The 24701-nt window shown below is 61.6% G+C and carries 27 protein-coding genes and 2 pseudogenes; 21 read left to right on the top strand and 8 right to left on the bottom strand.

Translation table 11 applies throughout. The features are described from left to right. Positions 1 to 48: 48 nt before the first annotated feature. The gene (locus ACR0ES_RS03550; protein WP_480869689.1) at positions 49 to 1314 is read right to left on the bottom strand and encodes a DEAD/DEAH box helicase; all 1266 of its coding nucleotides are present in this window, start codon (positions 1312 to 1314) and stop codon (positions 49 to 51) included. 690 nt (positions 1315 to 2004) lie between these two features. Between ACR0ES_RS03550 and ACR0ES_RS03545 the strand changes: the two genes are divergently transcribed. From ACR0ES_RS03545 to ACR0ES_RS03450, 20 genes and pseudogenes are all read left to right on the top strand, one after another. After that, positions 2005 to 2349: a hypothetical protein gene (locus tag ACR0ES_RS03545; RefSeq protein ID WP_267366896.1), complete on the top strand. Its 345-nt coding sequence runs from the start codon at positions 2005 to 2007 to the stop codon at positions 2347 to 2349. Further along, complete coding sequence (locus tag ACR0ES_RS03540) at positions 2258 to 3628, top strand: DNA-packaging protein (RefSeq protein WP_480869686.1); 1371 nt, start codon at positions 2258 to 2260, stop codon at positions 3626 to 3628. Before ACR0ES_RS03545 ends, ACR0ES_RS03540 begins: the two co-directional genes overlap by 92 nt. A 104-nt stretch (positions 3629 to 3732) precedes the next feature. Then, complete coding sequence (locus tag ACR0ES_RS03535; protein WP_480564253.1) at positions 3733 to 4359, top strand: hypothetical protein; 627 nt, start codon at positions 3733 to 3735, stop codon at positions 4357 to 4359. Between the two features lie 335 nt (positions 4360 to 4694). After that, entirely contained in the window at positions 4695 to 5858 is a 1164-nt protein-coding gene (locus ACR0ES_RS03530) for a phage portal protein (RefSeq protein WP_267365008.1), read from the top strand. Continuing rightward, positions 5851 to 6069, top strand: coding sequence for a GTA head formation protein, RCAP_rcc01685 family (locus tag ACR0ES_RS03525; RefSeq protein WP_480480401.1), 219 nt, complete (start codon positions 5851 to 5853; stop codon positions 6067 to 6069). Before ACR0ES_RS03530 ends, ACR0ES_RS03525 begins: the two co-directional genes overlap by 8 nt. A 14-nt stretch (positions 6070 to 6083) precedes the next feature. Next, positions 6084 to 6641, top strand: coding sequence for an HK97 family phage prohead protease (locus tag ACR0ES_RS03520; RefSeq protein ID WP_480564259.1), 558 nt, complete (start codon positions 6084 to 6086; stop codon positions 6639 to 6641). Positions 6642 to 6676: 35 nt separating this feature from the next. Then, the gene (locus ACR0ES_RS03515) at positions 6677 to 7855 is read left to right on the top strand and encodes a phage major capsid protein (protein ID WP_267365002.1); all 1179 of its coding nucleotides are present in this window, start codon (positions 6677 to 6679) and stop codon (positions 7853 to 7855) included. A gap of 171 nt (positions 7856 to 8026) precedes the next feature. Further along, complete coding sequence (locus tag ACR0ES_RS03510; protein WP_480869504.1) at positions 8027 to 8626, top strand: head-tail connector protein; 600 nt, start codon at positions 8027 to 8029, stop codon at positions 8624 to 8626. Next, on the top strand, positions 8623 to 8961 hold the full coding sequence (locus ACR0ES_RS03505) for a phage head closure protein (RefSeq protein ID WP_480772852.1): 339 nt from the start codon (positions 8623 to 8625) through the stop codon (positions 8959 to 8961). Before ACR0ES_RS03510 ends, ACR0ES_RS03505 begins: the two co-directional genes overlap by 4 nt. Next, a complete protein-coding gene (locus ACR0ES_RS03500; RefSeq protein WP_480492978.1) occupies positions 8958 to 9371 on the top strand; it encodes a DUF3168 domain-containing protein in 414 nt (137 codons plus the stop codon). The genes ACR0ES_RS03505 and ACR0ES_RS03500 overlap by 4 nt, the downstream gene beginning before the upstream one ends. A 20-nt stretch (positions 9372 to 9391) precedes the next feature. Next, positions 9392 to 9805: a phage major tail protein, TP901-1 family gene (locus ACR0ES_RS03495; protein ID WP_267364994.1), complete on the top strand. Its 414-nt coding sequence runs from the start codon at positions 9392 to 9394 to the stop codon at positions 9803 to 9805. Positions 9806 to 9809: 4 nt separating this feature from the next. Next, positions 9810 to 10130 carry a gene transfer agent family protein gene (locus tag ACR0ES_RS03490; protein WP_267364992.1) on the top strand — a complete coding sequence of 107 codons (321 nt, stop codon included), beginning with the start codon at positions 9810 to 9812 and terminating at the stop codon, positions 10128 to 10130. After that, the gene (locus ACR0ES_RS03485; RefSeq protein WP_267364990.1) at positions 10127 to 10336 is read left to right on the top strand and encodes a rcc01693 family protein; all 210 of its coding nucleotides are present in this window, start codon (positions 10127 to 10129) and stop codon (positions 10334 to 10336) included. Before ACR0ES_RS03490 ends, ACR0ES_RS03485 begins: the two co-directional genes overlap by 4 nt. Continuing rightward, entirely contained in the window at positions 10323 to 10985 is a 663-nt protein-coding gene (locus ACR0ES_RS03480) for a phage tail tape measure protein (protein WP_480504745.1), read from the top strand. Before ACR0ES_RS03485 ends, ACR0ES_RS03480 begins: the two co-directional genes overlap by 14 nt. A 15-nt stretch (positions 10986 to 11000) precedes the next feature. After that, positions 11001 to 11633, top strand: a complete 633-nt coding sequence (locus ACR0ES_RS03475) for a DUF2460 domain-containing protein (protein WP_267364987.1) — start codon at positions 11001 to 11003, stop codon at positions 11631 to 11633. Further along, on the top strand, positions 11633 to 12520 hold the full coding sequence (locus ACR0ES_RS03470; RefSeq protein WP_480869501.1) for a DUF2163 domain-containing protein: 888 nt from the start codon (positions 11633 to 11635) through the stop codon (positions 12518 to 12520). Before ACR0ES_RS03475 ends, ACR0ES_RS03470 begins: the two co-directional genes overlap by 1 nt. After that, positions 12517 to 12963, top strand: coding sequence for an NlpC/P60 family protein (locus ACR0ES_RS03465; protein ID WP_480869498.1), 447 nt, complete (start codon positions 12517 to 12519; stop codon positions 12961 to 12963). The genes ACR0ES_RS03470 and ACR0ES_RS03465 overlap by 4 nt, the downstream gene beginning before the upstream one ends. Further along, a pseudogene (locus tag ACR0ES_RS03460) lies at positions 12963 to 14294 on the top strand (baseplate multidomain protein megatron); the annotation flags it as partial. The gene ACR0ES_RS03465 and the pseudogene ACR0ES_RS03460, both read left to right, overlap by 1 nt. Positions 14295 to 14456: 162 nt before the next feature. Then, positions 14457 to 17072: pseudogene (locus ACR0ES_RS03455) on the top strand (baseplate multidomain protein megatron); the annotation flags it as partial. Positions 17073 to 17080: 8 nt separating this feature from the next. Next, complete coding sequence (locus ACR0ES_RS03450) at positions 17081 to 17377, top strand: DUF7742 family protein (protein WP_480545415.1); 297 nt, start codon at positions 17081 to 17083, stop codon at positions 17375 to 17377. On the opposite strand, the gene ACR0ES_RS03445 is transcribed toward ACR0ES_RS03450, so the two are convergent. Then, positions 17358 to 17696, bottom strand: coding sequence for a TraR/DksA family transcriptional regulator (locus ACR0ES_RS03445; RefSeq protein WP_480826450.1), 339 nt, complete (start codon positions 17694 to 17696; stop codon positions 17358 to 17360). The two genes, ACR0ES_RS03450 and ACR0ES_RS03445, sit on opposite strands and share 20 nt — an antisense overlap. Before the next feature lie 84 nt (positions 17697 to 17780). Between ACR0ES_RS03445 and cysE the strand changes: the two genes are divergently transcribed. Further along, the gene (cysE, locus tag ACR0ES_RS03440) at positions 17781 to 18590 is read left to right on the top strand and encodes a serine O-acetyltransferase (RefSeq protein ID WP_480473363.1); all 810 of its coding nucleotides are present in this window, start codon (positions 17781 to 17783) and stop codon (positions 18588 to 18590) included. A gap of 68 nt (positions 18591 to 18658) precedes the next feature. Here the strand turns inward: cysE and ACR0ES_RS03435 are convergent, their stop codons facing one another. The 6 genes from ACR0ES_RS03435 to ACR0ES_RS03410 all read right to left on the bottom strand — a co-directional run bounded on the left by ACR0ES_RS03435 (position 18659) and on the right by ACR0ES_RS03410 (position 24573). Continuing rightward, entirely contained in the window at positions 18659 to 19972 is a 1314-nt protein-coding gene (locus tag ACR0ES_RS03435; RefSeq protein ID WP_480492986.1) for a pyruvate dehydrogenase complex dihydrolipoamide acetyltransferase, read from the bottom strand. 14 nt (positions 19973 to 19986) lie between these two features. Next, positions 19987 to 21360, bottom strand: a complete 1374-nt coding sequence (locus tag ACR0ES_RS03430) for a pyruvate dehydrogenase complex E1 component subunit beta (protein ID WP_480485309.1) — start codon at positions 21358 to 21360, stop codon at positions 19987 to 19989. A 15-nt stretch (positions 21361 to 21375) separates the two neighbouring features. Then, complete coding sequence (gene pdhA / locus ACR0ES_RS03425) at positions 21376 to 22365, bottom strand: pyruvate dehydrogenase (acetyl-transferring) E1 component subunit alpha (protein WP_209503593.1); 990 nt, start codon at positions 22363 to 22365, stop codon at positions 21376 to 21378. Between the two features lie 159 nt (positions 22366 to 22524). After that, on the bottom strand, positions 22525 to 22824 hold the full coding sequence (locus ACR0ES_RS03420) for an FtsB family cell division protein (protein WP_209503595.1): 300 nt from the start codon (positions 22822 to 22824) through the stop codon (positions 22525 to 22527). 141 nt (positions 22825 to 22965) lie between these two features. Continuing rightward, positions 22966 to 23310, bottom strand: coding sequence for a lysozyme inhibitor LprI family protein (locus ACR0ES_RS03415; protein WP_209503597.1), 345 nt, complete (start codon positions 23308 to 23310; stop codon positions 22966 to 22968). A gap of 72 nt (positions 23311 to 23382) precedes the next feature. Next, a complete protein-coding gene (locus tag ACR0ES_RS03410; RefSeq protein WP_480869495.1) occupies positions 23383 to 24573 on the bottom strand; it encodes a phosphoglycerate kinase in 1191 nt (396 codons plus the stop codon). Between the last annotated feature and the right edge of the window lie 128 nt (positions 24574 to 24701).

The following is a 24701-nucleotide window of genomic DNA, read 5'->3' as shown; positions in this document are numbered from 1 at the left end:
CGGTATGAAAACTGGCGTCGGCGTTTTCTTTGGCAGCCTGTTCAGTCCTTAGGCGGCTGAACGTCTTTTGTTGGGACGGCGCCGTCTGCTGCTGGAAGGTTTCCCATCACCGTTGGCCGGTTTGGGTTTAAACCCGCGACGGCGGTTGTTTTGACGACGTGCAGGTTGCTGAACCTCGACCCCTTCCGGCATGGTGCCGCTTGTGACAGGGATTTCAATTTTCATCAGCTTCTGGATCTGACGCAGCAGGTCGACTTCTTCCGGTGCACAGAACGCGATCGCTTCCCCTTCGCGCCCGGCACGGGCGGTGCGCCCGATACGGTGGACGTAATTGTCGGGTACGTCGGGCAGGTCGAAGTTGATGACATAGGCGACACCGGGGATGTCGATGCCACGCGCGGCAACGTCGGTGGCCACCAGTATGTTCACCTCTCCAGCGCGGAAGGCATTGATGGCCCGGTCACGCTGGCCCTGGCTTTTGTTCCCGTGAATGGATGCTGCGTTGAAGCCATCGGCGACCAGCCCTTTCACCAGCCGCTCGGCACCGTGTTTTGTGCGGGTGAAGACCAGCGTCAGTGCATCCGCGTCCTGAGACAGGATATGGCGAAGTTTAGAGGGTTTTTCGGCTTTTGGAACAAAATGAAGGGACTGAGTGATCTTGTCCGCCGCCTTGCCCGGGGGTGAAACCTGCACCCGCTGTGGATTGTTCAGATAGGCACGGCTGAGCTCCTCCATCTGTTTCGGCATTGTGGCCGAGAACAGCATGGTCTGGCGGGGTGTTCCCAGTGCAGGCGCGATGCGACGCAGAGCGTGAATGAAGCCCAGGTCAAGCATCTGATCTGCTTCGTCCAATACCAGATGGCGCACCGAACCAAGGTCAACAGCGCCGCGTTCCATCAGGTCAATCAGGCGCCCCGGGGTGGCGACCAAAATATCGGTGCCGCGGGCAAGGAACATCACTTGTTTGTTGATCGACTGGCCACCAACAACTGTGGCGACCCGCAGCTTTGTTCCTTTGGTGAGGGTGCGCAAACTGTCGGCGATCTGGTTCACCAACTCGCGTGTAGGGGCGAGGATCAGCGATTTGGCTGTTTTGGGATCGGGCTTGCCAGGTTGTGCCAGCAGGTGGTCGATCAGAGGCAGGCCAAAGGCCAGTGTCTTGCCGGTGCCGGTTTGGGCCAGCCCGAGGATGTCATGCCCGTTCAGGGCCAGCGGAATGGCCTGGTTCTGAATCGGGGTGGGTTGTGTGAAATTGGCGCGTTTCAACGCGTCGTTCAGTGTCGGCGCGAGGCCGAGCATATCGAAGTCGAACAAAAAATTATCCTTTACGGCCCGCAGGTTAAACCGCACGAGCAGGTGGTGACTGGCCACGTTCATGTGACCGGCAGGGTTGTGCGAGACCTCGGGATGCGCGGGCGAATCCAGCGCCATCCGGCCATCGCGTAAAGAACCCTGCGTGAAGGGGAACCGGGAGTTATGTGTTGGCGCTGTGGGGCCTGAAGCCCGACGATGCTCACGCGGTGGCGCCGTGATGAGGGGCACATGAGGGTTTCGGGGGGGAATGTCAAGGACTGGTTTTGCAGCGCGCAGGACCCTGACGCGCCGAAATCGGGTGACGCGGGTGATTTTGCACCCGATTTCGGAAATGTCAGATTTGTACACGCGTCCGCGCGGGGTTTGTACAATTTGTACGCTCCGAAAGCGGTACGGCGGTAACCCTGTGTTAATCCCTCTGGTCGGTGAGGCGGTCAGGGCTTGGGAAGCCCAAAGGACGGGTCGGCGTTTTGGCCGAGGATTACCGCAGCCGGAAATTCACTGTCCGTTAACCCTCACCGTACGATCCCTGTTGCGCGACTGTTGCGTAAACCCTTGACTTTGCGCGCTTTATCCCGTATAGGTTGTGTCATGCTAGAAGAAGTGGGCGAACGGCCTCGGGGTGACCCGGTGGCCGTTTTTTCGTTTCTCTCGTGCGGAGAACACTCACGCATGAGGTCACAGGCAAACATGACTTTGATTACCCCGGAAGAGCGGATTTCCCAGACGGCTGAACTGTTGCAGTCCCTGGAAAGGTCCATTCGCGATCTGCGGCAAGCGGCAGAAGACCTGCGCAAACAGATCGGTGCCGGGGAGGATGCAGATCTTGCTGGTTCAGCCAAGCAACTCGGTCAGCTGGAGGGGCTGATCCGAAGTTGCCAGAAAGTGGAGACAAGCTTTGTCGAACAACATTACAGACAAGCCGGAATTGCCCAAGGGGGCTATGCGCTCGACCTTGAGCGGGCCCGATTTGAGATCGGGTGCAGGCTGGCTCGCCTCCGCCGATGCTGCGGTGCGGGAGAGATTTCTGAGTGAGATCGGGGAGGGGGGGCTGTGTGCCCTCCCTTTCCTGTTTGAATTCTGGGCGCTGCCGCATCAATTGCCGCCCGAGGGCGACTGGCGGTCCTGGGTGATCATGGGCGGGCGTGGCGCGGGCAAAACGCGGGCAGGGGCCGAATGGGTCAGATCGATGGTCGAGGGGCCGAAACCGCTGGACAAGGGCGAGGCCAGCCGCGTGGCGCTGGTGGGTGAAACATTCGATCAGGTGCGCGATGTCATGATCTTTGGCGACAGCGGGATATTGCAATGCTCGCCCCCGGATCGGCGGCCCGTGTGGAAGGCATCCGAACGCAAGCTGATCTGGCCCAACGGGGCCGAGGCGCAGGCGTTTTCAGCACATGATCCCGAAGGGTTGCGCGGGCCGCAATTTGATGCGGCCTGGGTGGATGAGCTGGCCAAGTGGAAGAAGGCGGGTGAGACCTGGGACATGCTGCAATTTGCGCTGCGCTTGGGCGAGCGCCCTCGGGTCTGCGTGACCACAACGCCGCGCAATGTGAAGGTTTTGAAGGAGTTGCTGGCGTCACCCTCTACCGTGCAGACCCATGCGCCGACCGAAGCGAACCGGGCCAATCTGGCGGCGTCGTTTCTGGAAGAAGTGCGCGCGCGCTATGCGGGTACGCGGCTGGGGCGGCAGGAGCTGGACGGGGTGCTGCTGTCAGACGCGGAAGGAGCGCTGTGGACGGGTTCGATGCTGGAGGCGGCGCGCTGTGCGCAGGTGCCCGAATTGGATCGCATCGTGGTGGCGCTGGACCCGGCGGTGACATCCGGGTCAGGCGCGGATGCCTGCGGGATCGTGGTGGTTGGCGCGCAAGTGCAAGGCCCGCCTGAGGCGTGGCGGGCGTTCGTGCTGGCTGACCGGACGGTGCAGGGCGTTGGCCCGGCGGGCTGGGCGCAGGCGGCGATTGACACGATGGATGAGTTCGGGGCCGAACGGCTGGTGGCCGAGGTCAATCAGGGCGGGCAACTGGTGGAAGAGGTCGTGCGGCAGGTGGACCCTCTGGTCCCTTATCGTGCGGTGCGGGCGTCACGCGGCAAGGTCGCGCGGGCCGAGCCTGTAGCGGCGCTGTACGAGCAGGGGCGGGTGGCCCATGTGGCCGGGCTGGACGCGCTGGAGGAGCAGATGTGCCAGATGACGGCGCGCGGGTTCGAGGGGCAGGGCTCACCCGACCGGGTCGACGCGCTGGTCTGGGCGCTGCATGAGTTGGTGGTGGGGCCTGCGGGGGCGTTTCGAAGGCCGAGGGTGCGGGCGTTGTGAGCCTAGCGATGGCGAAGTAATGACGACAACAAAGCTTTAACCAAGCTTTTCTATCAACTGTTTGCGGCTGGTTTCTGGAGATATGGCAGTGTATAGGCCAAGCTATGCAAAAGGTCACAGTAACCAATACTAACAGATTTGATTTAAAAGATATTCTTGACCCCGACGAAAAGCTACTTTGGTCAGGTGGACCGGGTTACGGAACCAAGTACTTTCAAGTTGTAGGTGACGAGCGTAAGCTCCATTTCTTTAACTTAATTGCTTGTGTTGTCATGTGGGCGACGCTGCCGTTCATCAATGCCGACGCCCAGTTTGGTCCCGGTGATGCGCTTTGGATTTATGGGGCCACGACATTCGCCTTTTTCTTGTTTTCAACAGGCATCGCGAGCCAGCGTCAGTATGTGCTGAACAACCTGGCCTACTTTGTCACAGATAGGCGCGTGATTGTTTGTAGGCGCGGTAGAAATTGGAGACTTGGTGTACGGCTCTATGTCATATCGTGTGAGCATTCAGCAACGTTTCCGTACTCTGTTGTCGATACGCGCCCTTACCCGTCACTTGAGGTTGGTATTCTTCTTTCCGAACAGCAAGTACAGCCATTCGGACTCGGGCTTTCTCACCCAGGTCATCCAATTCTCTTTGGCAGGACGCATTATCCCATTTTGCTAGACTATATTCCGGATGCCGAGCATCTAGTTGCGACTATTCGGTCGTGTTGCCTTGACAGGTAGGACCATGGATTTCATCGGAAAAGTACTGAAGTTCCCGTCTGCAGCTGAGTTGCCGGTTCTGAAGCAAGGGTTATTTGTCAGACTGATCTTCGTTGCAATCTTGCTGTTTGCGTCGATTTCAGAACAACGATCGCTCCTCTACTACGTACTAACCCTACCTTGGATATACTTGATACTGATGTTCAGCGTGATCGAAAGCAGGTTTGCGAACCGAAACGATCCGCGTGATTGACCCGTTGCGCACCCCCCGTACGCCCCGTTCCCAAGGCTTAAACGTCTTTCCGTCATAACTCCTTTCAACAAGCCGGGCAGAGCGGCGGCAGAAAGGAGCACAGATGGTATTCGATTTCTTGCGTCGTGGATCGGCTGGGAGCGCGCCCGAGGCGAAGGCGAGCGCGACCGGGCCTGTGGTGGCGTGGCAGACCGGCGGGCGCGTGGCGTGGAGCCCGCGGGACACGGTGTCGCTGACGCGGACGGGGTTTTCGGGCAATCCGGTGGGGTTTCGGTCGGTCAAGCTGATTGCTGAATCGGCGGCGGCTCTGCCCTTGATTTTGCAGGGTCAGGGGCAGCGTTTCGATGCGCATCCGATTCTGGCCCTGTTGCGACGCCCGAATGCGGCGCAGGGGCGGGCAGAGATGCTGGAGGCCCTGTTCGGGCAGCTGCTGCTGTCGGGCAATGCTTATGTCGAGGCGGTGCAGGCCGAGGACGGGCTGCCGGTTGAACTGCATGTTCTGCGCTCGGACCGGATGAGCGTTGTGCCGGGGGCGGATGGGTGGCCCAAGGCCTATGATTACAGCGTCGGCGGCAAGACGCACCGGTTCGCGGCCGAGGCCATCTGTCATATCAAGACGTTCCACCCGCAGGATGATCATTACGGGTTCTCGCCGATGCAGGCGGCGGCGACGGCGATTGATGTGCACAACAGCGCCTCGCGGTGGTCGAAATCGCTGCTGGACAATGCCGCGCGGCCCTCGGGGGCGCTGGTGTGGAAAGGCGGTGATGGGCACGGAATGATGGCCGAGGAGCAGTTCCGCCGCCTGTCCGACGAGATCGAGCAGAACTATCGCGGGGCGCGCAATGCGGGTCGGCCGATGGTTCTGGAGGGGGGGCTGGATTGGAAGCCGATGGGCTTTTCCCCCTCAGACATGGAGTTTCAGAAGACCAAGGAAGCCGCCGCCCGCGAGATCGCGCTGGCCTTTGGGGTCCCGCCGATGCTGCTGGGGATACAGGGCGACGCGACCTATTCAAACTATCAGGAGGCCAACCGGGCGTTTTACCGCCTTACCGTGCTGCCCCTGGTGACGCGGGTGGCGGCGGCGGTGTCGGAGTGGCTGACGGGCTTTACCGGCGAGGACCTGATCCTGAAGCCCGATCTGGATCAGGTAACGGCCCTGTCTGCCGAGAGGGATGCGCAATGGGCGCGGGTCAACCGGGCGGAATTCCTGAGCGATGTGGAAAAACGCAGGTTGCTGGGTCTGCCGGAGCGTGCCGATGGCTGAGGGGTATCCGCCGTTCGACTGCGCGCCGGGGCTACGTCTGGCCGCGCATGAGCGGGTGGCCGAGATCCAGCACGCGCATCTGTGCAGGCGGCTGGATCAGATCGAAGAGATGATGGAGCGGCTGGAGAAACGGCTGTGGCTGACAGTCTATGGTGTGGCCGCAGTGATCCTGGCGCAGGCGTTTCAGTCATTCCTGGTGGTAACGCCATAAGTTCAGTGGGTTACATGGAGAAGTTCATGGATTTGGAGCATAAGTTCGCAGGGTTTGGTGACATCCTGTCAGTGACCGAGGATGCGGTGATCGAAGGCTATGCCAGCCTGTTCGGGCAAGTCGATCAGGGCAGTGACATGGTGCAGCGCGGGGCCTATCGCGCCTCGCTTGAGGGGCTCGCCAAGGCGGGTCAGCGGGTCAAGATGCTGTGGCAGCACGACCCGGCGCAACCCATAGGTGTCTGGGACGAGGTGCGCGAGGACGACAAGGGCTTGTGGGTCAAGGGTCGCCTGCTGGAAAGCACCCAGAAAGGCCGGGAAGCGGCCGAGCTGATCCGGGCGGGTGCGATGGATGGCCTGTCGATCGGCTATCGCACCAAACGGGCCGTGAAGAATGACAAGGGCCACCGGGTCCTGACCGAACTGGAGCTGTGGGAGGTGTCGCTTGTGACCTTCCCGATGCTGCCCAGTGCGCGGGTGGCGGCAAAGGGGAGCGACCCCGATGCCGAGAACACCTGGCGCAGTATTGCCGAGGTGTTCAACGACGCCCGGCAGGAGCTGGCGCGGACCTAGCGCGCCTCAAACCCACCCAAAAACAGGACATGCTGATGAGCAAGACCGAGATCCCGGCCTTGACCGGAGAGGGTGCGCCCCTGGTTCAGGAGGTGAAGCAGGCGATGGCTGGCTTCGTGAATGAATTCAAGGGCCTGAAGGCTGAAGTTAAAACAAAATTGCAACAGACAGAAGAGCGACTGACCATGCTGGATCGTAAATCAACCATCGCGGCGCGCCCGCATCTTGCGGCCTCGACCCTGGACGGTGCCCCGCACCAGAAGGCGTTCGACGCCTATGTACGCTCGGGCGAGGATGATGGGCTGCGCGGGCTGGAAATGGAGAGCAAATCGCTGTCCACCGCCGTCAACAGCGATGGTGGGTATCTGGTCGATCCGCAGACCGCCGAGACGATCAAGTCGGTTCTGAACGCAACCGCGTCAATCCGTTCGATTGCGTCGGTGGTGAATGTCGAGGCGAATTCGTTCGATGTGCTGATCGACCATACCGATGTCGGTGCCGGCTGGGCAGATGAGAATTCGGCCACTTCCGAAACCGGAACCCCGTCGATTGACCGTATCTCGATCCCGCTGCACGAGTTGAGCGCGCTGCCCAAAGCCTCGCAACGTTTGCTGGATGACAGCGCGTTCGATGTCGAGGGCTGGCTGGCCGGTCGGATTGCCGACAAGTTCGCCCGTGCCGAGGCGGCGGCCTTTATCACGGGTGATGGTGTGGACAAACCCAAGGGTCTGATGATCCACCGTGCGGTATCCGATGACACGTGGTCCTGGGGCAGCCTGGGGTATGTTGCCACCGGCATCGATGGCGGCGTCGATGCGGATGCGATTGTCGATGTGGTTTATGCGCTGGGCGCGCAATACCGGGTCAATGGCACATTCGTCATGAACTCGAAAACGGCGGGTGTGATCCGCAAGCTGAAAGACAGCGATGGCCGCTTCCTGTGGTCGGACGGTCTGGCCGCCGGTGAGCCCGCGCGCCTGATGGGCTATCCGGTACTGATTGCCGAGGACATGCCGGACGCGGCCTCGGACAGCTTTTCGATCGCGTTTGGCGACTTCAAATCCGGTTACACTATCGCTGAACGCCCCGATCTGCGCGTGCTGCGCGACCCATTCAGCGCCAAGCCGCATGTCCTGTTTTATGCGACCAAGCGTGTGGGCGGTGATGTGAGCGACTTTGCAGCCATCAAGCTGGTGAAATTCGGCATCGCTTAAGCGGTGACGAATCCGGGGGGCCATCGGCCCCTCGGGCGGCGGGCGCGGGCCGGGGTGAGATCCCCCGCGTTGTCTAGCTGCTCCCCTCCGTCCGAGCAACGTGGGGCGGCGCGTGCCCGTCATTTTCCTGACTGAGGCCCCCGGTGGGGTCCGAGATTGCGGAGTGAATGGATGATGTTGATCGAAGAAACCGCCATCGCGGATGCGGCGTTGCCGGTGGATCAGTTCAAGGCGCATCTGCGGCTGGGCAGGGGCTTTGCCGAGGATGACGTTCAGAACGAGGTGCTGAAGGGGTTCCTGCGGGCGGCCATGGCCGCGATCGAGGCGCGCACCGGCAAGGTTCTGATCGAGCGCGACTTTTCATGGAGCCTGAGCGGTTGGCGCGATCCGTCGGGCGAGGTTTTGCCGGTTGCTCCGGTGACATCGGTGCTGGCCGTGACGCTGACCGATGCGGCAGGTTCTGAAACCGTTGCGGATGCGGCGGCGTATAGGCTGGAACGCGATGGTCAGCGCCCGCGGTTGCGGCCGGTCGGGTCGGCCCTGCCTGCGATTGCAACGGGGGGTGCGGTGAAGATCGCCTTCACGGCCGGGATGGCCACGGATTGGGCCGGTTTGCCTGCCGATCTGGGCCAGGCGGTACTGTTGCTGGCCGCGCACTATTACGAATACCGGGACGAGACCGCGCTGGGCGCGGGGTGTATGCCGTTTGGCGTCACCAGCCTGATCCAGCGCTATCGGATGGTGCGCTTTGGTGCGGGGGTGGTGCAATGAATACGCCGCGTCTGAACCGCAAGCTGGTCCTTGAGGCCCCGATGCGCAGCGCTGACGGGGCCGGAGGATATACCGAGGCATGGGCCGCGCTGGGAACGCTGTGGGCCGAGGTCACGGCGCGCAGTGGCGCGGAACGGCAGATCGCCGGCGTTTCCGTCTCGCGCGTGGGGTATCGCATCGTGGTGCGGGGCGCGCCCGAGGGGGCGACCATGCGCCCGGCGCCGGATCAGCGGTTTCGCGAAGGCAATCGCCGTTTCGTCATCCGCGCCGTGGCTGAGCGCGACGCGCGCGGCCAGTACCTGACCTGTTTCGCGGATGAAGAGGTGGCGGCATGAGCTATGGCGTATCAGCCGCCTTGCAGGCGGCGGTGTTTCAGCACCTCACCGCGGATGCGGATGTCAGCGGCCAGTCCGGTGGCGCGATCTATGACGCGGTGCCCACGGGAACGGTTCCGCAGACCTATGTGACATTGGGCCCGGAAGAGGTCCGCGACGCCTCGGACCGGTCGGGCGCGGGTGCGATCCACCGCTTTACGGTTTCGGTGGTGTCCGAAGCCGCCGGGTTTGGCGCGGCAAAGACGCTGGCCGGGGCGGTGTGTGACGCGCTGGACAATGCGCCGCTGGTTCTGAGCCGCGGGCATCTGGTCGGGCTGTGGTTCGAGCGCGCCTCGGCCCGGCGAACCGGGACAGGCGGCAGCATCCGCCAGATCGACCTGAGATTCCGCGCCCGCGTGGAAGACGACTAAGCAATCAACGGAGAGAGCACATGGCTGCCCAGAACGGAAAAGACCTTTTGGTCAAAGTGGATATGAACGGCACGGGCCTGTTCCAGACCATTGCGGGCCTGCGGGCCACGCGGATCAGTTTCAACGCCGAAAGCGTGGATGTCACCAGCCTGGAAAGCCAGGGGGGCTGGCGCGAGCTGTTGTCGGGGGCGGGCGTCAAATCGGCCTCGATCTCGGGCTCGGGCGTGTTCAAGGATGCAGGTACGGACGAACGCGCGCGGCAGCTGTTCTTTGACGGCGAGACCCCGGCGTTTCAGGTGATTATCCCCGATTTCGGCATTGTCGAGGGGGCGTTTCAGGTGACGGGCATCGAATATGCAGGCTCGCACAACGGTGAGGCGACCTATGAGATGAGCATGGCAAGCGCCGGTGCGCTGAGCTTTACGGCGCTGTAATCGCATGGCCAATCCGTGGACGGGCGAGGTGGCACTGACCATCGATGGAGAGCGGCGGGTGCTCAAGCTAACGCTGGGCGCTTTGGCGGAACTGGAGCAGGAGCTGAACACCGGATCCCTGGTCGAGCTGGTGCAGCGGTTCGAGGGTGGCGCGTATTCCAGCAGTGACGTGCTGGCGCTGATCGTTGCCGGATTGCGGGGCGGGGGCCGGGATACCAGCCGCGCCGACCTGCTTCATGCCGAAATCGAGGGCGGCCCGATGGCTGCGGCCAAAGCGGCGGCCGAACTGCTGGCCCGCGCCTTCATGGTGCCGGAAACGACATGAGCGGGTTTGACTGGCCCGCCCTGATGCGGGCCGGGTTTCTGGGGCTGCGGCTGACGCCGGATCAGTTCTGGCGTCTGACCCCGGCAGAACTGCGGCTGATGCTGGGGCAGGGCGCCGGGATGTCCGCGATGAACCGGGCAGGCCTTGACGCGCTGCTGGCCGCCTTCCCGGACAAGCAACAAGGAGAGCGTGATGACGGATCGTGACGGGTTTGACGACTTGCAGGAACGGGGCGCGGCGCTGGGCGATGCCCTGGGTGATGCTGCGACGATGGCCGCGGCGTTTGACAGCCAGATGAAGCGGATCAGCGCCGCATTCGAGGAAACCGGCAAGGATGTCGCCACGTTGGAGCGGGGCATGTCCAGCGGTTTGCGCAAGGCGTTCGATGGCGTGGTTCTGGACGGGATGAGCCTGTCGGGCGCGCTGGATGTGCTGAAGAACTCGCTGATCCAAACGGCTTATGCAGCCGCGATCAAGCCGGTGACGGATCATTTTGGCGGATTGCTGGCAAACTCGGTCGGCGGGTTGGTGCAGGGTCTTCTGCCCTTTGCCGATGGTGGCAGTTTCAGCCAGGGCCGGGTGATGCCCTTTGCCAATGGCGGCGTGGTCAGCAGCCCGACAATGTTTCCAATGCGGGGCGGCACCGGGCTGATGGGCGAGGCTGGCCCCGAGGCGATCATGCCGCTGGCGCGCGGCACGGACGGCAAGCTGGGCGTGCGCACGCAGGGCGGCGGGCATTCGGTGAATGTGGTGATGAACATCACGACCCCGGATGTGCAGGGGTTCCGCCGCTCGCAGGGGCAGATTGCAGCACAGATGAGCCGTGCGTTGGGGCGCGGCAATCGCAACAGGTAAATCAGGGAGCAGGTGATGACTTTCCACGAGGTGAGATTTCCCGCCAGCCTGAGCTTTGGCTCGGTCGGGGGGCCCGAGCGGCGCACGGATATTGTGACGCTGGCCAACGGGTTCGAAGAGCGCAACACGCCCTGGGCCCATTCCCGGCGCAGATATGACGCGGGGCTGGGGATGCGCTCGCTGGACGATATCGAGACGCTGATCTCGTTCTTCGAGGCGCGGCAGGGCCAGATGTACGGGTTTCGCTGGAAGGACTGGTCGGATTTCAAATCCGGCAAGGCCACGTTGGATGTCGATGTCGGAGATCAGGTTATCGCTCGCGGCGACGGTGTGCGGACCGAGTTTCAGCTGATCAAGACCTATAGCTCGGGCGGGGTCAGCTATGCCCGCCCCATCGTCAAGCCGGTGCTGGGGACGGTGCGTCTGGGGCTGGATCAGGACGAAATCCGGGAGGGCGTGGAATTCGAGGTTGATCTGGCAACAGGCCGGATCACCTTTGCCGACCCGCCACCGGAAGAGGTGGATATCACCGCCGGGTTCGAATTCGATGTACCGGTGCGGTTTGACACCGACAAGATCCATACCAGCGTCGCCAGTTTTCAGGCCGGAGAGGCGCCGAACGTTCCCGTGGTCGAGGTGCGTGTCTGATGGCTGTGGATGAACAGGGCCTGCACGCGCATCTGCAAAGCGGAATGACCACCGTGTGCCGGTGTTGGGCGATCAGACGCCGGGATGGTCAGGAATACGGGTTCACCGATCACGATCTGGAGCTTGGCTTTGACGGATTGACATTCAGGGCCAGCACCGGATTGACGGCGGCGGCCATCGAGCAGGCCACCGGCCTGTCCATTGACAACACCGAAGCCATGGGCGCGCTGTCGGATGCGGCCATTCGCGAAGAGGATATAGAGGCGGGGCGGTTCGACGGGGCCGAAGTGCGCGCGTGGCTGGTCAACTGGGCCGACCCGGATCAGCGTATCCTTCAGTTCCGGGGCTCGATCGGGGAATTGCGGCGCGCAGGCGGCGCCTTCCACGCGGAGCTGCGTGGCCTGACCGATTTGCTGAACCGCCCATTGGGGCGCGTGTATCAGAAGCCTTGTACTGCCGTATTGGGGGACCGGACCTGTCGGTTCGGCATGGATACGCCCGGCTATTGGATTGAGGGCGCCGTCACCGGTTTCGATGGCGGAACCGTTCTGCTTGTGGCAGGCGGGGGAACCATCGATGACGGGTGGTTCGAGCGCGGCAGGGTCGACGTAGTGTCGGGAGCGGCGAAGGGGCTTTGGTCATCAATCAAGCATGACCGGCAGGTGGCGGACGGGCGGCAGATCACGCTCTGGTCCGGTTTCGGGGAAAGCCTTGTGCCGGGTGACACGGTCAGGCTGCGGGCGGGGTGCGACAAACGCATGGAGACCTGTCGTTTGAAGTTCAACAACCTGCTGAACTTTCAGGGATTTCCCGATCTTCCGGGCGAAGACTGGGTGATGGCCGTTCCCAAACAGAGCAAAGCCAACAGCGGAGGGAGCCTGAGGTGACGATACACAGGCAGGATATTGTCGCAGAAGCGCGCAGCTGGCTGGGGACGCCTTATGTGCATCAGGCCTCGACCAAGGGGGCGGGCACGGATTGTCTGGGCCTGCTGCGCGGCGTCTGGCGCGCCGTGATCGGACAGGAGCCCGAGGCGGTTCCGGTCTACAGTCTGGACTGGTCCGAGCCGCAGGGCGAGGAACGCATGTGGGCGGCGGCGCGGCGGCATCTGGTCGAAATACCGGCCGCCGATTTCGCGGTCGCAGATGTGCTGCTGTTCCGGATGCGCGATGGCAGCGTGGCCAAACATCTTGGCATCGTCAGCGTCGCAGGCTCTGAGCCGAGGTTCATTCACGCCTATTCCGGTCATGGCGTCGTCGAGAACGCGCTGAGCGGGCCATGGCGTCGCAGGGTTGTTTCCTGTTTCGAATTCCCGTTGGAGGTGCTCTGATGGCTACTATTCTTCTTTCCGCAGCCGGGGCGGCGCTGGGCGGGTCAATCGGTGGCACCGTTGCGGGCCTGTCCACCGCGATCATAGGCCGGGCCATTGGCGCAACGGTCGGGCGGGTCATCGACCAGAGGTTCTTCAGCCAGTCGGTCATGGGCAGTGGCAGCGAAGTCGTCGAAACAGGTCGCATGGACCGGTTCAGGCTGACGGAAACCGGCGAGGGCGCGCCGGTGACTACGGTCTTTGGGCGTATGCGCGTGGGCGGTCAGGTCATCTGGGCGTCGGACTTTCTTGAGACCGAGACCCGGGAAACGCAGGGCGGCGGAGGCGGGGGCAAAGGCAAACCCAAGGCGCCCGAAGTGACCACCGTCAGCTACAGCTATTCGATTTCGCTGGCCATTGCCGTTGGTGCAGGCGAGATCGCCGATGTCGGGCGCATCTGGGCAGACGGGGAAGAACAGGACCGATCCGGGCTGAACATGCGCATCTATCACGGCACGCAAGAGCAGTTGCCCGATCCCCTTATCGAAGCAATCGAAGGGGCAGGCACGGTGCCGGCCTATCGCGGTACAGCCTATGTCGTGATCGAGGATTTCCCGCTTGCGAGTTTTGGCAACCGGGTGCCGCAGTTCTCGTTCGAGGTGGTGCGCCCCGCGCAGCGCGACATGCCTGATTACCCAAGCGCCCTGCCGCAGATCGTGCGGGGCGTTGCGATGATACCGGGCACGGGCGAGTATGCGCTGGCCCGTTCGCAGGTGAATTATACGCAATCCGGGACAAGCTGGGCGGCCAATGCGCATTCCGCGTCGGGTGTATCGGATCTTGTGAGCTCGACCCGTGCGCTGGAGACCGAGTTGCCAAATTGCGACGCGGCCTCGTTGGTGGTGTCGTGGTTCGGTGACGATCTGAGATGCGGCACATGCACGATCCGGCCCAAGGTCGAACAGAGTGGCACGGACAGCCGCAACATGCCATGGATCGTGTCGGATCAGGTTCGAAGCACGGCGGGTCAGGTCACCCGGCAGGACGGCCGCCCGGTCTATGGCGGAACACCCGCAGACCCGGCGGTGGTCGAGGCGATCCGACACCTCAACCAGTCGGGAAAGCGGGTCATGTTCTATCCGTTCATCCTGATGGAGCAATTGCAGGGAAACGGGCTGCCCGATCCCTGGTCGGAGGCCACAAGTCAGCCCCACCTGCCTTGGCGGGGACGGATCACGCTGGATGTGGCGCCGGGGCGCGCAGGGTCTGCTGATCAGACCGCGGCGGCGGACGCGCAGGTGGCCGCGTTCTTTGGGACGGCAAGTGCTGCGGATTTTACGATCAACGAAGGATTTGACGCCCCGGTGGACACGGGCGGCGGCAGCGGCACCAGCGGCTCGGGCCCGGTGCTTGGCGGGCGGCCGGATGATCGCGGGCCTGGCGATTTGCAATGGGTAAACGGTGGCGGCACGTTTGGCGGCTTGCTTGGTAATGGTCCCGTTCCGGCCACGAAAATCGTCAAATACTCCGGCCCGCAGGAATGGGGCCTGCGCCGGTTCATTCTGCACTATGCCATGTTGTGCAAGGCGGCTGGTGGGGTGTCGTCCTTCTGTATCTCGTCCGAGATGCGTGGCCTGACCCAGATCCGCGGGGCCTCGGGGTTTCCCGCCGTTGCGCAACTGCGTGCGCTGGCGGCAGAGGTGCGCCAGATTCTGGGCCCGGACACCAAGATCGGCTATGCGGCGGATTGGAGCGAGTATTTCGGATACCAGCCGGATGGAAGCGGTGACAGGTATTTTCACCTCGACCCGTTATGGGCGGATGACAATATCGATTTCATTGGCATCGACAATTACATGCCGTTGTCTGACTGGCGTGATGGCGAAAATCACGTGGACGCCGAGGGTGGTGCGCCGTCGGTCTACGACCTTGGGTATCTGCGCGACAATATCGAGGGGGGCGAGGGGTATGACTGGTATTATGCCGCGCCGGAAGAGGCCGATGCACAGATCAGAACGCCCATCGAAGATCAGGAGCATGATGAGCCATGGGTCTGGCGCTACAAGGACCTGCGCGGCTGGTGGTCAAATCTGCATCACGAGCGGATCGGTGGCGTTCGTCAGCCCAATCCGACCGACTGGGTGCCCGGATCAAAGCCGATCTGGTTTACCGAGTTGGGATGTGCGGCAATCGACAAGGGCACGAACCAGCCGAACAAGTTTCTGGATCCGAAATCGTCTGAATCGCTGTTGCCTGCATATTCAAACGGACTGCGTGACGATTTCATTCAGGTCCAGTACCTTGCGGCGACCCTTGGATATTGGAGCGACCCGAACGTCAACCCGGTGTCGCAAGTCTATGGCGGACCAATGCTGGACCTGGCGAATGCCTATGTCTGGGCGTGGGATACCCGCCCGTTTCCGACCTTTCCAAATCTGCGAAGCCAGTGGGATGATGGGGCAAACTATGACCGGGGGCATTGGCTGAACGGCCGGTCCGGCTCGCGCACGCTGGCCTCGGTCGTGACTGAGATATGCCACGCGGCAGGGGTGACGGATATCGATGTTACCGGGCTTTATGGCGTGGTTCGGGGATATGTCATCGAAGATGTGACAAATGCGCGGTCGGCTTTGCAGCCGCTGATGCTGCGCTATGGGTTCGACGCGATCGAACGGAACGGCATCTTGCGCTTTCAGATGCGCGATGGCTATGGCGCGATTGCCCTGAACCCTGATCATCTGGCGATCAGCGGTGATCTGGATGGCACGGTTGAGCACCGGCGAGAAGCCGAGGCCGAGATGACGGGCCGCGTGCGCCTGCGTTTTGTCCAGTCGGATGCGGATCACGATCTGGTTGCGGAAGAGGCGGTTCTGCCCGAGGACAGCACGCATTCGGTCTCGGTCAATGAGATGCCGTTGTCCATGACACGCACCGAAGGCCGGCAAACGGCTGAGCGCTGGTTGAGCGAGGCCCGTGTTTCCCGCGATACGGTGCGGTTTGCCTTGCCGCCATCGCTGCTGCATCTGGGCGCAGGTGATTTGGTGCGGTTGTCAGAAACCGAAAACAGCCCCCTTTACCGGATTGACCGTCTGGAATCTGCCGATCTGCAACTGGTCGAAGCGGTCCGGGTTGAACAGGGCGTGTATAAGGCATCGCACCTGCACGACGACCCGGCGGTTGTCAGGCCCTATGCCGCGCCCGTTCCCGTGCTGCCGGTGTTTCTGGACCTGCCGCTGATCACCGGGGCAGAGACCCCGCATGCACCCTATCTTGCGGTGACCGCTGATCCATGGCCGGGGGCCGCAACGGTTTATTCCTCCTCAACCGATGAGGGGTACAGCCTGAGTGATGTGATCCCCGGTCAGGCCATTGTGGGCGTGACCGAAACACCGCTGAGGCGCGCCAGTATCGGCGTTTGGGACGAGGGCCCGGCGGTGAAGGTGCGACTGTTGGCCGGTCAGCTGGAATCGCGTCCGCGTGGCGCGGTTCTGAACGGTGTCAATCTGGCGGCCATCGGCGACGGAACACCCGGCAACTGGGAGGTTTTCCAGTTCTCGGATGCCACGCTTGACTCCCCCGGCGTTTACGCCCTGTCCGGGCGGTTGAGGGGCCAGTTGGGGTCGGATGCCCTGATGCCGGATGTCTGGCCGGACGGGTCCATATTCGTGTTGCTGAACGATCAGGTGCAGCAGATCAACCTGTTGCGTAACGAGCGGGGATTGGCCAAGCATTATCGCATCGGCCCGGCGACCCGTGGTTACGACGATCCGGCTTACCAGCACCTGATCGCCTCATTCGACGGCAATGGTTTGCGCCCGTATTCCCCGGTTCACCTTCGGGTGCGATCCGACGTAACCGGCGATCACCTGACCTGGGTGCGGCGCGCCCGGTTGGACGGGGATGACTGGTCAGGGCTGGAGGTTCCGCTGGGCGAGGAAAGCGAATCCTATCTTGTGCGTGTCTTTGCTGGGGGAACCCTTATCCGTGAAGAGATGACATCCCTGCCAGGGTGGTCATATTCGGTGGCATTGAAGGCGGCAGATGGTCTGACCGGGTCATATGAGGTCGGGATTGCGCAGGTGTCGGCCATTTACGGCCCCGGTGCGATGGCGCGTCTGGTTGTCGGGTAAGCGGCACGATGCGACCGCTATTGCACGGTGATCTAAGTGCCGCGGCGCGCGCCTTGTTGGCGGCGCCGCCGCCAGAGCGGACCCGCTTATGCGTCCGGATGATCCATGAAGCGGAACTGGCCGACATACACCGGGCGCGCACGGGTCAGCTGCATCCGGTTTACGGCAACGGATCGCTGATGGCGGTTGCGCGCAACAGGGTGCTGGCCGATGAGCCGGGGTTTGACGATTTGCAATATTGTCAGTGTTTTTCGATGGTTTTGCACCATCTTGCCGAGTTTCTGATCACCCGGTCGCGCAGCTGACGCATTTGCTGGCGGCCAGATTCAGAGACAATCGCCCATCGGGAATACGGTCGCCGCAATCTTCGCAATATCCGTATTCCCCCTCGTCCAGCCGCTTTAACGCGGCTTGAAGGCGGCGGGTTTCGACATTGCGATTCACCTGTTGCGCCTTTGCCATCGCCTGGTTTTGCAACGCATCCATGCGGCTGAGCCGACCAACCGCCTGCTGATCCAGCTCAACAACGGCCTGAGCCTGCTGGCCTGATGCGGACAATTGATCCAGTTCGGCCAGACGCTCGTGAATTCGTGTTTCAAAATATGTGCGCTCGGACTCATTCATTTTCGTTGTATCGCGGATCACGGGTTTGCGTTTGGCCTTTTTGCCACTAAATGGCATTCTAGGCGCAGCAAAGGATCAAAAGCTATGTTTGAAAAACGCAGCCCCGTGACACCGGTCGATCCGGTCTGGAACCGTATCACATCCGAGGCCCAAGCAGCCGTCGAGACAGAACCGCTTATGGGCGGGCTTGTGCACGCCTGTATCCTGCATCACCGCAGCCTTGAGCGAGCGCTGTCCTATCGGATCGCGGCCAAGCTGTGTTCGAACGAAATGTCGATGATGGTTCTGCGCGAGATCGTGGATGAGGCCTATGCAAACGATCCCGGTTTGCTGGAAGCCGCCCGCGCCGACCTGATGGCGGTTTACGAGCGTGATCCGGCCTGCCATCGGTTGCTGCAGCCAATCCTGTATTTCAAGGGCTATCAGGCCATGCAGGCCTATCGCGTCGCGCATTGGCTGTGGCGCAAGGGGCGCTTTGATCTGGCCTATTTCTTCCAGATGCGATCGTCGGAGATTTTCGGCATCGACATTCACCCGGCCGCAAGGATCGGCAAGGGGATCATGATCGACCACGCCCATTCCATCGTCATCGGTGAGACCGCCGTGGTCGGAGACAACGTGTCGATGTTGCATTCGGTGACGCTGGGCGGAACCGGCAAGGAAGAGGAAGACCGCCATCCCAAAATCGGAGACGGTGTTCTGATCGGGGCCGGGGCCAAGGTTCTGGGTAACATCAAAGTCGGCCATTGCAGCCGTATCGCTGCCGGTTCGGTGGTGTTGCAGGACGTTCCGCCGTGCAAGACCGTTGCCGGTATCCCGGCCAAGATCGTGGGCGAGGCCGGATGCGATCAGCCGTCAATCTCGATGGACCACATGCTGGGCAAAGATCAGTAGGTCGATTTAAACTAACAAAAAAGGACGCCTCGATATTCGAGGCGGCCTTTTTTTTAGGTCGGTATGGCTTACGCCAGCATGACCATCGGGTTTTCCAGATTGTCGACAATGGCCTTGAGCAGTTCGGCCCCCAGCGCGCCGTCGATGACGCGGTGATCAACGGACATGGTGACAGACATCACGGTTGCCACGGTCAGCTCGCCATCATCCCCGACAACCGGTTTCTTGACGCCGGTGCCGACGGCCAGAATACCGGCATGGGGCGGGTTCACGATGGCATCGAAATTGTCGATGCCGAACATGCCCAGGTTCGAGATGGCAAAGGTGCCGCCCTGATATTCATGCGGAGCCAGCTTGCGCTCGCGTGCGCGGGCGGCAAGGTCTTTCATCTCGGTCGAAAGGGCTGACAGGGATTTCATGTCAGCGTCTTGCAGGACCGGCGTGAACAACCCGCCTTCGATTGCGACCGCAACAGCCACATCTGACGGTTTCAGTTGCAGCACCCGGTCACCTGCCCAGACGGCATTACAGGCCGGAACCTGTTGCAGCGCATTGGCAACGGCTTTGATGATGAAGTCATTGACGCTGAGCTTGACGCCACGGCCTTCGAGTTGCTTGTTCAGCTGACCACGGAATTTCAACAGCGCATCCAGCTTGATATCGCGGCGCAGGTAGAAATGCGGAATGGTCTGTTTGGCCTCACCCAGGCGTGCAGCAATGGTTTTGCGCATACCGTCGAGCTTGATTTCCTCGTACGGGCGGCCTTCGTACATCCGCGCGACCATATCCGCCGATGGACCAGACGGAGCTGCAGGGGCAGCTGCGGGCGCGGCGGCGGCGGGAGCAGTGGCAGGAGCTGCTGCCGGAGCGGTGGCAGTTGCGCCTTCGACATCAACCTTGACGATGCGACCATGCGGGCCGGAACCGGCAATCTGCGTCAGGTCGAGACCTTTTTGCGCAGCAATCCGGCGGGCCAGAGGCGAGGCAAAAATCCGACCACCATCAGCCTTGGCCGGAGCGGCCGGGGCAGGGGCGGGCGCCTCGGGTGCCGCTGGCGCGGCAGCCTCGTTGCCCGCGACGGCTGCGGGGGCAGCCGCCGGTGCAGCAGCCGGAGCCGTGCCAATGTCATCGGCGCTTTCGCCGTCTTCCAGCAGAACCGCGATGGCGGTGTTGACCTTGACCCCTTCGGTGCCCTCGGGAATCAGGATCTTGCCGATGGTGCCTTCGTCAACGGCCTCGAATTCCATCGTGGCCTTGTCGGTTTCAATCTCGGCCAGCAGATCACCGGAGGAGACGGTGTCGCCTTCCTTGACCAGCCATTTGGCGAGCGTGCCTTCCTCCATGGTCGGGGACAGGGCGGGCATCAGAATTTCTGTAGGCATCTGTCTGTCGCTCCTTACCGGTAGGTCACTTGTTTGACGGCGGCGATCACCTCATCGGTGGTGATCAGGGCCAGCTTTTCGAGATTGGCGGCATAGGGCATCGGAACGTCCTTGCCAGTGCAATTGATGACCGGCGCGTCGAGGTAATCAAACGCCTCCTGCATCACGACCGAACTGATATAGCTGCCGACGGACCCCTGCGGCCAGCCTTCTTCCACTGTCACCAGCCGGTTGGTCTTCATCACCGAATTGATGATGGCGCCAGTGTCCATCGGGCGGATGGTGCGCAGGTCGATCACTTCGGCGCTGATGCCGTCTTCGGCCAGCTTGTCAGCAGCTTCCAGCGCGTATTGCATGCCGATGCCAAAGCTGACGATGGTCACGTCCGAGCCTTCGCGCCAGATGCGGGCCTTGCCCAGCGGAATGGTGAGGTCATCCACCTGCGGCACTTCGAAAGAGCGGCCGTAGAGGATTTCGTTTTCCAGGAACACAACCGGGTTGGGGTCGCGGATGGCCGATTTCAGCAGACCTTTGGCATCAGCAGCCGAATAAGGCATGACGACCTTCAGACCGGGGATCTGCATGTACCACGCGGCATAGTCCTGGCTGTGCTGTGCGGCCACGCGGGCCGCGGCCCCGTTGGGCCCCCGGAACACGATGGGGCACCCCATCTGACCACCGGACATATAAAGCGTTTTGGCCGCAGAGTTGATGATCTGGTCAATCGCCTGCATGGCGAAGTTGAAGGTCATGAATTCGACAATCGGTTTCAGACCGCCAAAGGCCGAACCCACCGCGATACCGGCAAACCCGTGTTCGGTGATCGGGGTGTCGATCACGCGCTTGGAGCCAAATTCATCCAGCAGACCCTGCGATATCTTATAGGCCCCCTGATATTCAGCGACTTCCTCTCCCATCAGATAGACGTTTTCATCACTGCGCATTTCCTCGGCCATTGCATCGCGCAAGGCTTCGCGCACGGTTTCGGACTTCATCTCGGCATCCGCGGGCCAGTCGGGTGACAGGTCCACCGCTGGAGCAGCGGGGGCCGCTGCGGCAGGAGCCGGGGCCGGGGCTGCTGTGGGGGCGGCCTCGGGCGCCGCTGCGGCTGCGGGGGCTGCTGCGGGCAGGGCCGAGGCGTCTTCGCCTTCTTCGACCAGCACTGCGATAGGGGTGTTCACCTTGACCCCTTCGGTGCCCTCGGCGATCAGGATCTTGCCGACGATGCCTTCATCGACGGCTTCGAACTCCATCGTTGCCTTGTCGGTTTCAATCTCGGCCATGATGTCGCCCGAGGATACGGTGTCGCCTTCCTTGACCAGCCATTTGGCCAGCGTGCCCTCTTCCATCGTGGGGGAAAGGGCGGGCATGAGAATTTCGGTTGCCATGTCTTATTCGTCCTCTCAGGCGTAAATGTCAGTCCAGAGCTCTTCGACCGAAGGCTCGGGGCTTTCTTTCGAGAATTCGGCGGCCTGATTGACGATCTCCTTGATTTCCTTGTCGATCGCTTTCAGGTCATCCTCGGTCGCGTGCTTGCCGGTCAGTAGCAACTCGCGCACATGTTCGATCGGGTCGCTTTGTTCGCGGACCTTCTGAACCTCTTCGCGGGTCCGGTACTTGGCCGGGTCGGACATCGAGTGGCCGCGATAGCGGTAGGTCTTGATTTCCAGGATATAGGGGCCTTTGCCTGCGCGACAGTGCGCGACAGCTTTTTCACCCGCTTCCTTGACCGCCAGCACATCCATGCCGTTGACGATCTCGCCCGGAATGCCGAACGCCTCGCCGCGATGGAAGATGTCCTTGGTCGAGGTTGAGCGGGACTGTGCGGTGCCCATGGCGTATTGGTTGTTCTCGATCACGAAAATCACCGGCAAGCCCCAGATGGCCGCCATGTTGAAGGTCTCATACACCTGACCCTGGTTCGCGGCACCGTCCCCGAAATAGGTGAAGGTCACGCGGCCGTTTTCCTTGTACTTGTCGGCAAAAGCCAGCCCCGCGCCCAGCGGAACCTGCGCGCCGACGATACCGTGCCCGCCGTAGAAGTGCTTTTCTTTCGAAAACATGTGCATCGAGCCGCCCTTGCCTTTGGACAGGCCACCGATGCGCCCGGTCAGTTCGGCCATCACGCCGCCCGGATCCATGCCACAGGCCAGCATGTGACCGTGGTCGCGATACGAGGTGATGCGCTTGTCGCCTTCCTCTGCTGCGGCCTCAAGCCCGACAACAACGGCCTCTTGTCCGATATAAAGGTGGCAGAACCCGCCGATCAGGCCCATACCATAAAGCTGACCGGCCTTTTCCTCGAATCGGCGGATCAGCAGCATCTCGCGGTAGTATGTCTGGAGTTCTTCCGCAGAAACATTTGGTTTCTTTGTGGTTTTTCGCGCAGCCATCGTGGCGATCTCCCCCTTTCGGACAGATAGTTTAGCGTTAAACTATCTCATAAAGCATTTGGGGCTTTCTGGCGAGGGTAAATGTGACGCAGCGTTCGCCACGGCGCATCCCGGCCGAAACGCCGGGCCTGAGTTGCCTTTTCTGAATAGGGTACTTGATCAGCGGATCACGATTTCGTCCGACCGGATCATGCCCAGAACCGAGCGCGCCTGCTGGTCCAGCAGGTCCAGATCCAGATAGGTGTCGGACAGACGCCGTGTCAGGTTTTCCATCTCGGCGATTTCGACATTCAGTTTTTCCAGACTGCGTGACAGAGCGTCCCGTTCCGCCGCAATTTCGACCCGCCGGAACAGGCCGTAATCCCCTTGAACAGCGGCAAAGGTGAAATACACACCCAGCATGAAAGCCACCGAGAAGAAGAGAACTGCACCCAAACCGGGCCGATGGGAACGGGACACTCTGTTTACCGCCGTATGAAAACTTGCCTCAATAACGGGCTCTTTCCGAGCCTCTGATCGCACTATGTCACAGGCGATTCGGGTTGTGAATCCCCTGATTCGGTTTTTTCATCAGTATTTCGTGTGCGTCCCGGTTAAAGCTCAGCGCCAGGACTGAAGCTGCTGATTTCTTGCGACCGTCTGCTCTTTCATACAGGTCCAGTAGAACATGGGCGCAGCGCTGCCGCCGCCGGATAGTTCCTTGTCGCAGGTGGCGTCCCGCGCCTTTAGCCACGCACGTTGTTCCGCCAGAAGGGCATCGCCGTTGCCACGTGCATCAGCGACCGGCTTGATCTGTTTCCACAACCGGTTGAGGTCGCGGTCAACGGCTTCCCATTGTTCCTTGGCACAGAAATTTGCATCAAGCTGTGTCTGGCCACCGCAACTGGATTGTGCTGTTGCAGGCCACGGCATTGCGAGAAGGATGAGCAGGTATAATGACCTCATGGTATAATCCCCCATTCAAATAGGGGATAATACCATGAACCCTGACAAGCGGCCAAATGCGGTCAGCGTCACTTATTGTTCCAGCGCAGCGACACCGGGCAGGGTTTTGCCTTCCATCCATTCAAGGAACGCACCGCCTGCGGTCGAGATATAGGTGAAATCCTTGGCCGCCCCCGACGCGTTCAGCGCCGCAACCGTGTCACCGCCACCTGCGACCGAAATCAGCTGACCCGACCGGCTGAGGGCCGCGGCTTTCAGGGCCGCGGCATTGGTGGCCGCGTCGAACGGCTCCAGTTCGAACGCGCCCAGCGGGCCGTTCCAGATCAGGGTCTGGCTTTTGTCGAAAATCGCGGTAATCGCGGCGACGCTTTCAGGGCCCGCGTCCAGGATCATGCCATCCTCGGGGCACTGGTCGGCTGGCAGAACCTTGTGGGGTGCGTTGGCTTCGAATTTCTCGGCCACTACAATGTCACGCGGCAGGACGATCTGGCAGCCCGAGCTTTCGGCTTTGGCCAGAATTTCGGCTGCGGTGTCCTTCATTGCGGTTTCAGCCAGTGATTTGCCAACGCTGATGCCTTGGGCGACAAGGAATGTGTTCGCCATGCCACCACCGATCACCAGGTAATCGACCTTGTCGATCAGATTGCCCAGCAGTTCCAGCTTGGTCGAGACCTTGGCGCCGCCGACAACCGCCGTTACCGGGCGCTTGGGCGCACCCAGCGCGCTTTCCAGCGCCTGCAACTCGGCCTGCATCAGACGGCCCGCACAGGCGGGCAGCAGACGGGCGATGGCCTCGGTCGAGCTGTGGGCGCGGTGCGCGGCTGAAAACGCATCGTTGCAATAGACATCGCCCAGCTTGGCCATGCCAGCGGCCAGATCGGCGTCGTTCTTGGTTTCGGCCGCGTGAAAGCGCGTGTTTTCGAGCAGCAGGACCTGACCGGGTTGCAAGGCTCCGGCGGCCAGTTCCGCCTCGGCCCCGACGCAATCGGCGGCAAACAGAACCTTGGCACCAAAAGCGCTTTCCAAAGTCGGGACCAGTTGTTTCAGTGACAGGCTTTCACGCCGTTCGCCACTAGGACGGCCAAAATGGGCCAGAAGGATCGGTTTGCCGCCAGCGGCCAGAATATCGCGCACCGAGGGGACGATCCTTTGGATACGGGTGGCGTCGGTCACAACACCGTCAACCACGGGCACGTTGATATCCACACGCACCAGCACGCGTTTGCCGTTCAGGTCCATATCGTCCAGTGTTTTCCAGCCCATTGTGCGATCCTTGTCGTTGGCAACCGATTTAGGCGGTTCTTTTCCTGCATTTTGCCCTCAGGTCAATGCGTCACTTGGCATTCGCACGTGTGCGTCATAGGTATTTGCGCAAGATAAACGACAGGAGG

The sequence above is a fragment of the Ruegeria sp. N7 genome (assembly GCF_056531345.1).
This window is presented reverse-complemented; position numbering and strand designations above follow the sequence as displayed.

What these genes read in the sequence shown, in the direction of transcription:
- ACR0ES_RS03545 (WP_267366896.1), top strand. Translation starts at nt 2,005, where the DNA reads ATGACTTTGATTACCCCGGAAGAGCGGATTTCCCAGACGGCTGAACTG.
- ACR0ES_RS03540 (WP_480869686.1), top strand. Translation starts at nt 2,258, where the DNA reads ATGCGCTCGACCTTGAGCGGGCCCGATTTGAGATCGGGTGCAGGCTGG.
- ACR0ES_RS03535 (WP_480564253.1), top strand. Translation starts at nt 3,733, where the DNA reads ATGCAAAAGGTCACAGTAACCAATACTAACAGATTTGATTTAAAAGAT.
- ACR0ES_RS03530 (WP_267365008.1), top strand. Translation starts at nt 4,695, where the DNA reads ATGGTATTCGATTTCTTGCGTCGTGGATCGGCTGGGAGCGCGCCCGAG.
- ACR0ES_RS03525 (WP_480480401.1), top strand. Translation starts at nt 5,851, where the DNA reads ATGGCTGAGGGGTATCCGCCGTTCGACTGCGCGCCGGGGCTACGTCTG.
- ACR0ES_RS03520 (WP_480564259.1), top strand. Translation starts at nt 6,084, where the DNA reads ATGGAGAAGTTCATGGATTTGGAGCATAAGTTCGCAGGGTTTGGTGAC.
- ACR0ES_RS03515 (WP_267365002.1), top strand. Translation starts at nt 6,677, where the DNA reads ATGAGCAAGACCGAGATCCCGGCCTTGACCGGAGAGGGTGCGCCCCTG.
- ACR0ES_RS03510 (WP_480869504.1), top strand. Translation starts at nt 8,027, where the DNA reads ATGATGTTGATCGAAGAAACCGCCATCGCGGATGCGGCGTTGCCGGTG.
- ACR0ES_RS03505 (WP_480772852.1), top strand. Translation starts at nt 8,623, where the DNA reads ATGAATACGCCGCGTCTGAACCGCAAGCTGGTCCTTGAGGCCCCGATG.
- ACR0ES_RS03500 (WP_480492978.1), top strand. Translation starts at nt 8,958, where the DNA reads ATGAGCTATGGCGTATCAGCCGCCTTGCAGGCGGCGGTGTTTCAGCAC.
- ACR0ES_RS03495 (WP_267364994.1), top strand. Translation starts at nt 9,392, where the DNA reads ATGGCTGCCCAGAACGGAAAAGACCTTTTGGTCAAAGTGGATATGAAC.
- ACR0ES_RS03490 (WP_267364992.1), top strand. Translation starts at nt 9,810, where the DNA reads ATGGCCAATCCGTGGACGGGCGAGGTGGCACTGACCATCGATGGAGAG.
- ACR0ES_RS03485 (WP_267364990.1), top strand. Translation starts at nt 10,127, where the DNA reads ATGAGCGGGTTTGACTGGCCCGCCCTGATGCGGGCCGGGTTTCTGGGG.
- ACR0ES_RS03480 (WP_480504745.1), top strand. Translation starts at nt 10,323, where the DNA reads ATGACGGATCGTGACGGGTTTGACGACTTGCAGGAACGGGGCGCGGCG.
- ACR0ES_RS03475 (WP_267364987.1), top strand. Translation starts at nt 11,001, where the DNA reads ATGACTTTCCACGAGGTGAGATTTCCCGCCAGCCTGAGCTTTGGCTCG.
- ACR0ES_RS03470 (WP_480869501.1), top strand. Translation starts at nt 11,633, where the DNA reads ATGGCTGTGGATGAACAGGGCCTGCACGCGCATCTGCAAAGCGGAATG.
- ACR0ES_RS03450 (WP_480545415.1), top strand. Translation starts at nt 17,081, where the DNA reads ATGCGACCGCTATTGCACGGTGATCTAAGTGCCGCGGCGCGCGCCTTG.
- ACR0ES_RS03445 (WP_480826450.1), bottom strand. Translation starts at nt 17,696, where the DNA reads ATGAATGAGTCCGAGCGCACATATTTTGAAACACGAATTCACGAGCGT.
- cysE (WP_480473363.1), top strand. Translation starts at nt 17,781, where the DNA reads ATGTTTGAAAAACGCAGCCCCGTGACACCGGTCGATCCGGTCTGGAAC.
- ACR0ES_RS03435 (WP_480492986.1), bottom strand. Translation starts at nt 19,972, where the DNA reads ATGCCTACAGAAATTCTGATGCCCGCCCTGTCCCCGACCATGGAGGAA.
- ACR0ES_RS03430 (WP_480485309.1), bottom strand. Translation starts at nt 21,360, where the DNA reads ATGGCAACCGAAATTCTCATGCCCGCCCTTTCCCCCACGATGGAAGAG.
- pdhA (WP_209503593.1), bottom strand. Translation starts at nt 22,365, where the DNA reads ATGGCTGCGCGAAAAACCACAAAGAAACCAAATGTTTCTGCGGAAGAA.
- ACR0ES_RS03415 (WP_209503597.1), bottom strand. Translation starts at nt 23,310, where the DNA reads ATGAGGTCATTATACCTGCTCATCCTTCTCGCAATGCCGTGGCCTGCA.
- ACR0ES_RS03410 (WP_480869495.1), bottom strand. Translation starts at nt 24,573, where the DNA reads ATGGGCTGGAAAACACTGGACGATATGGACCTGAACGGCAAACGCGTG.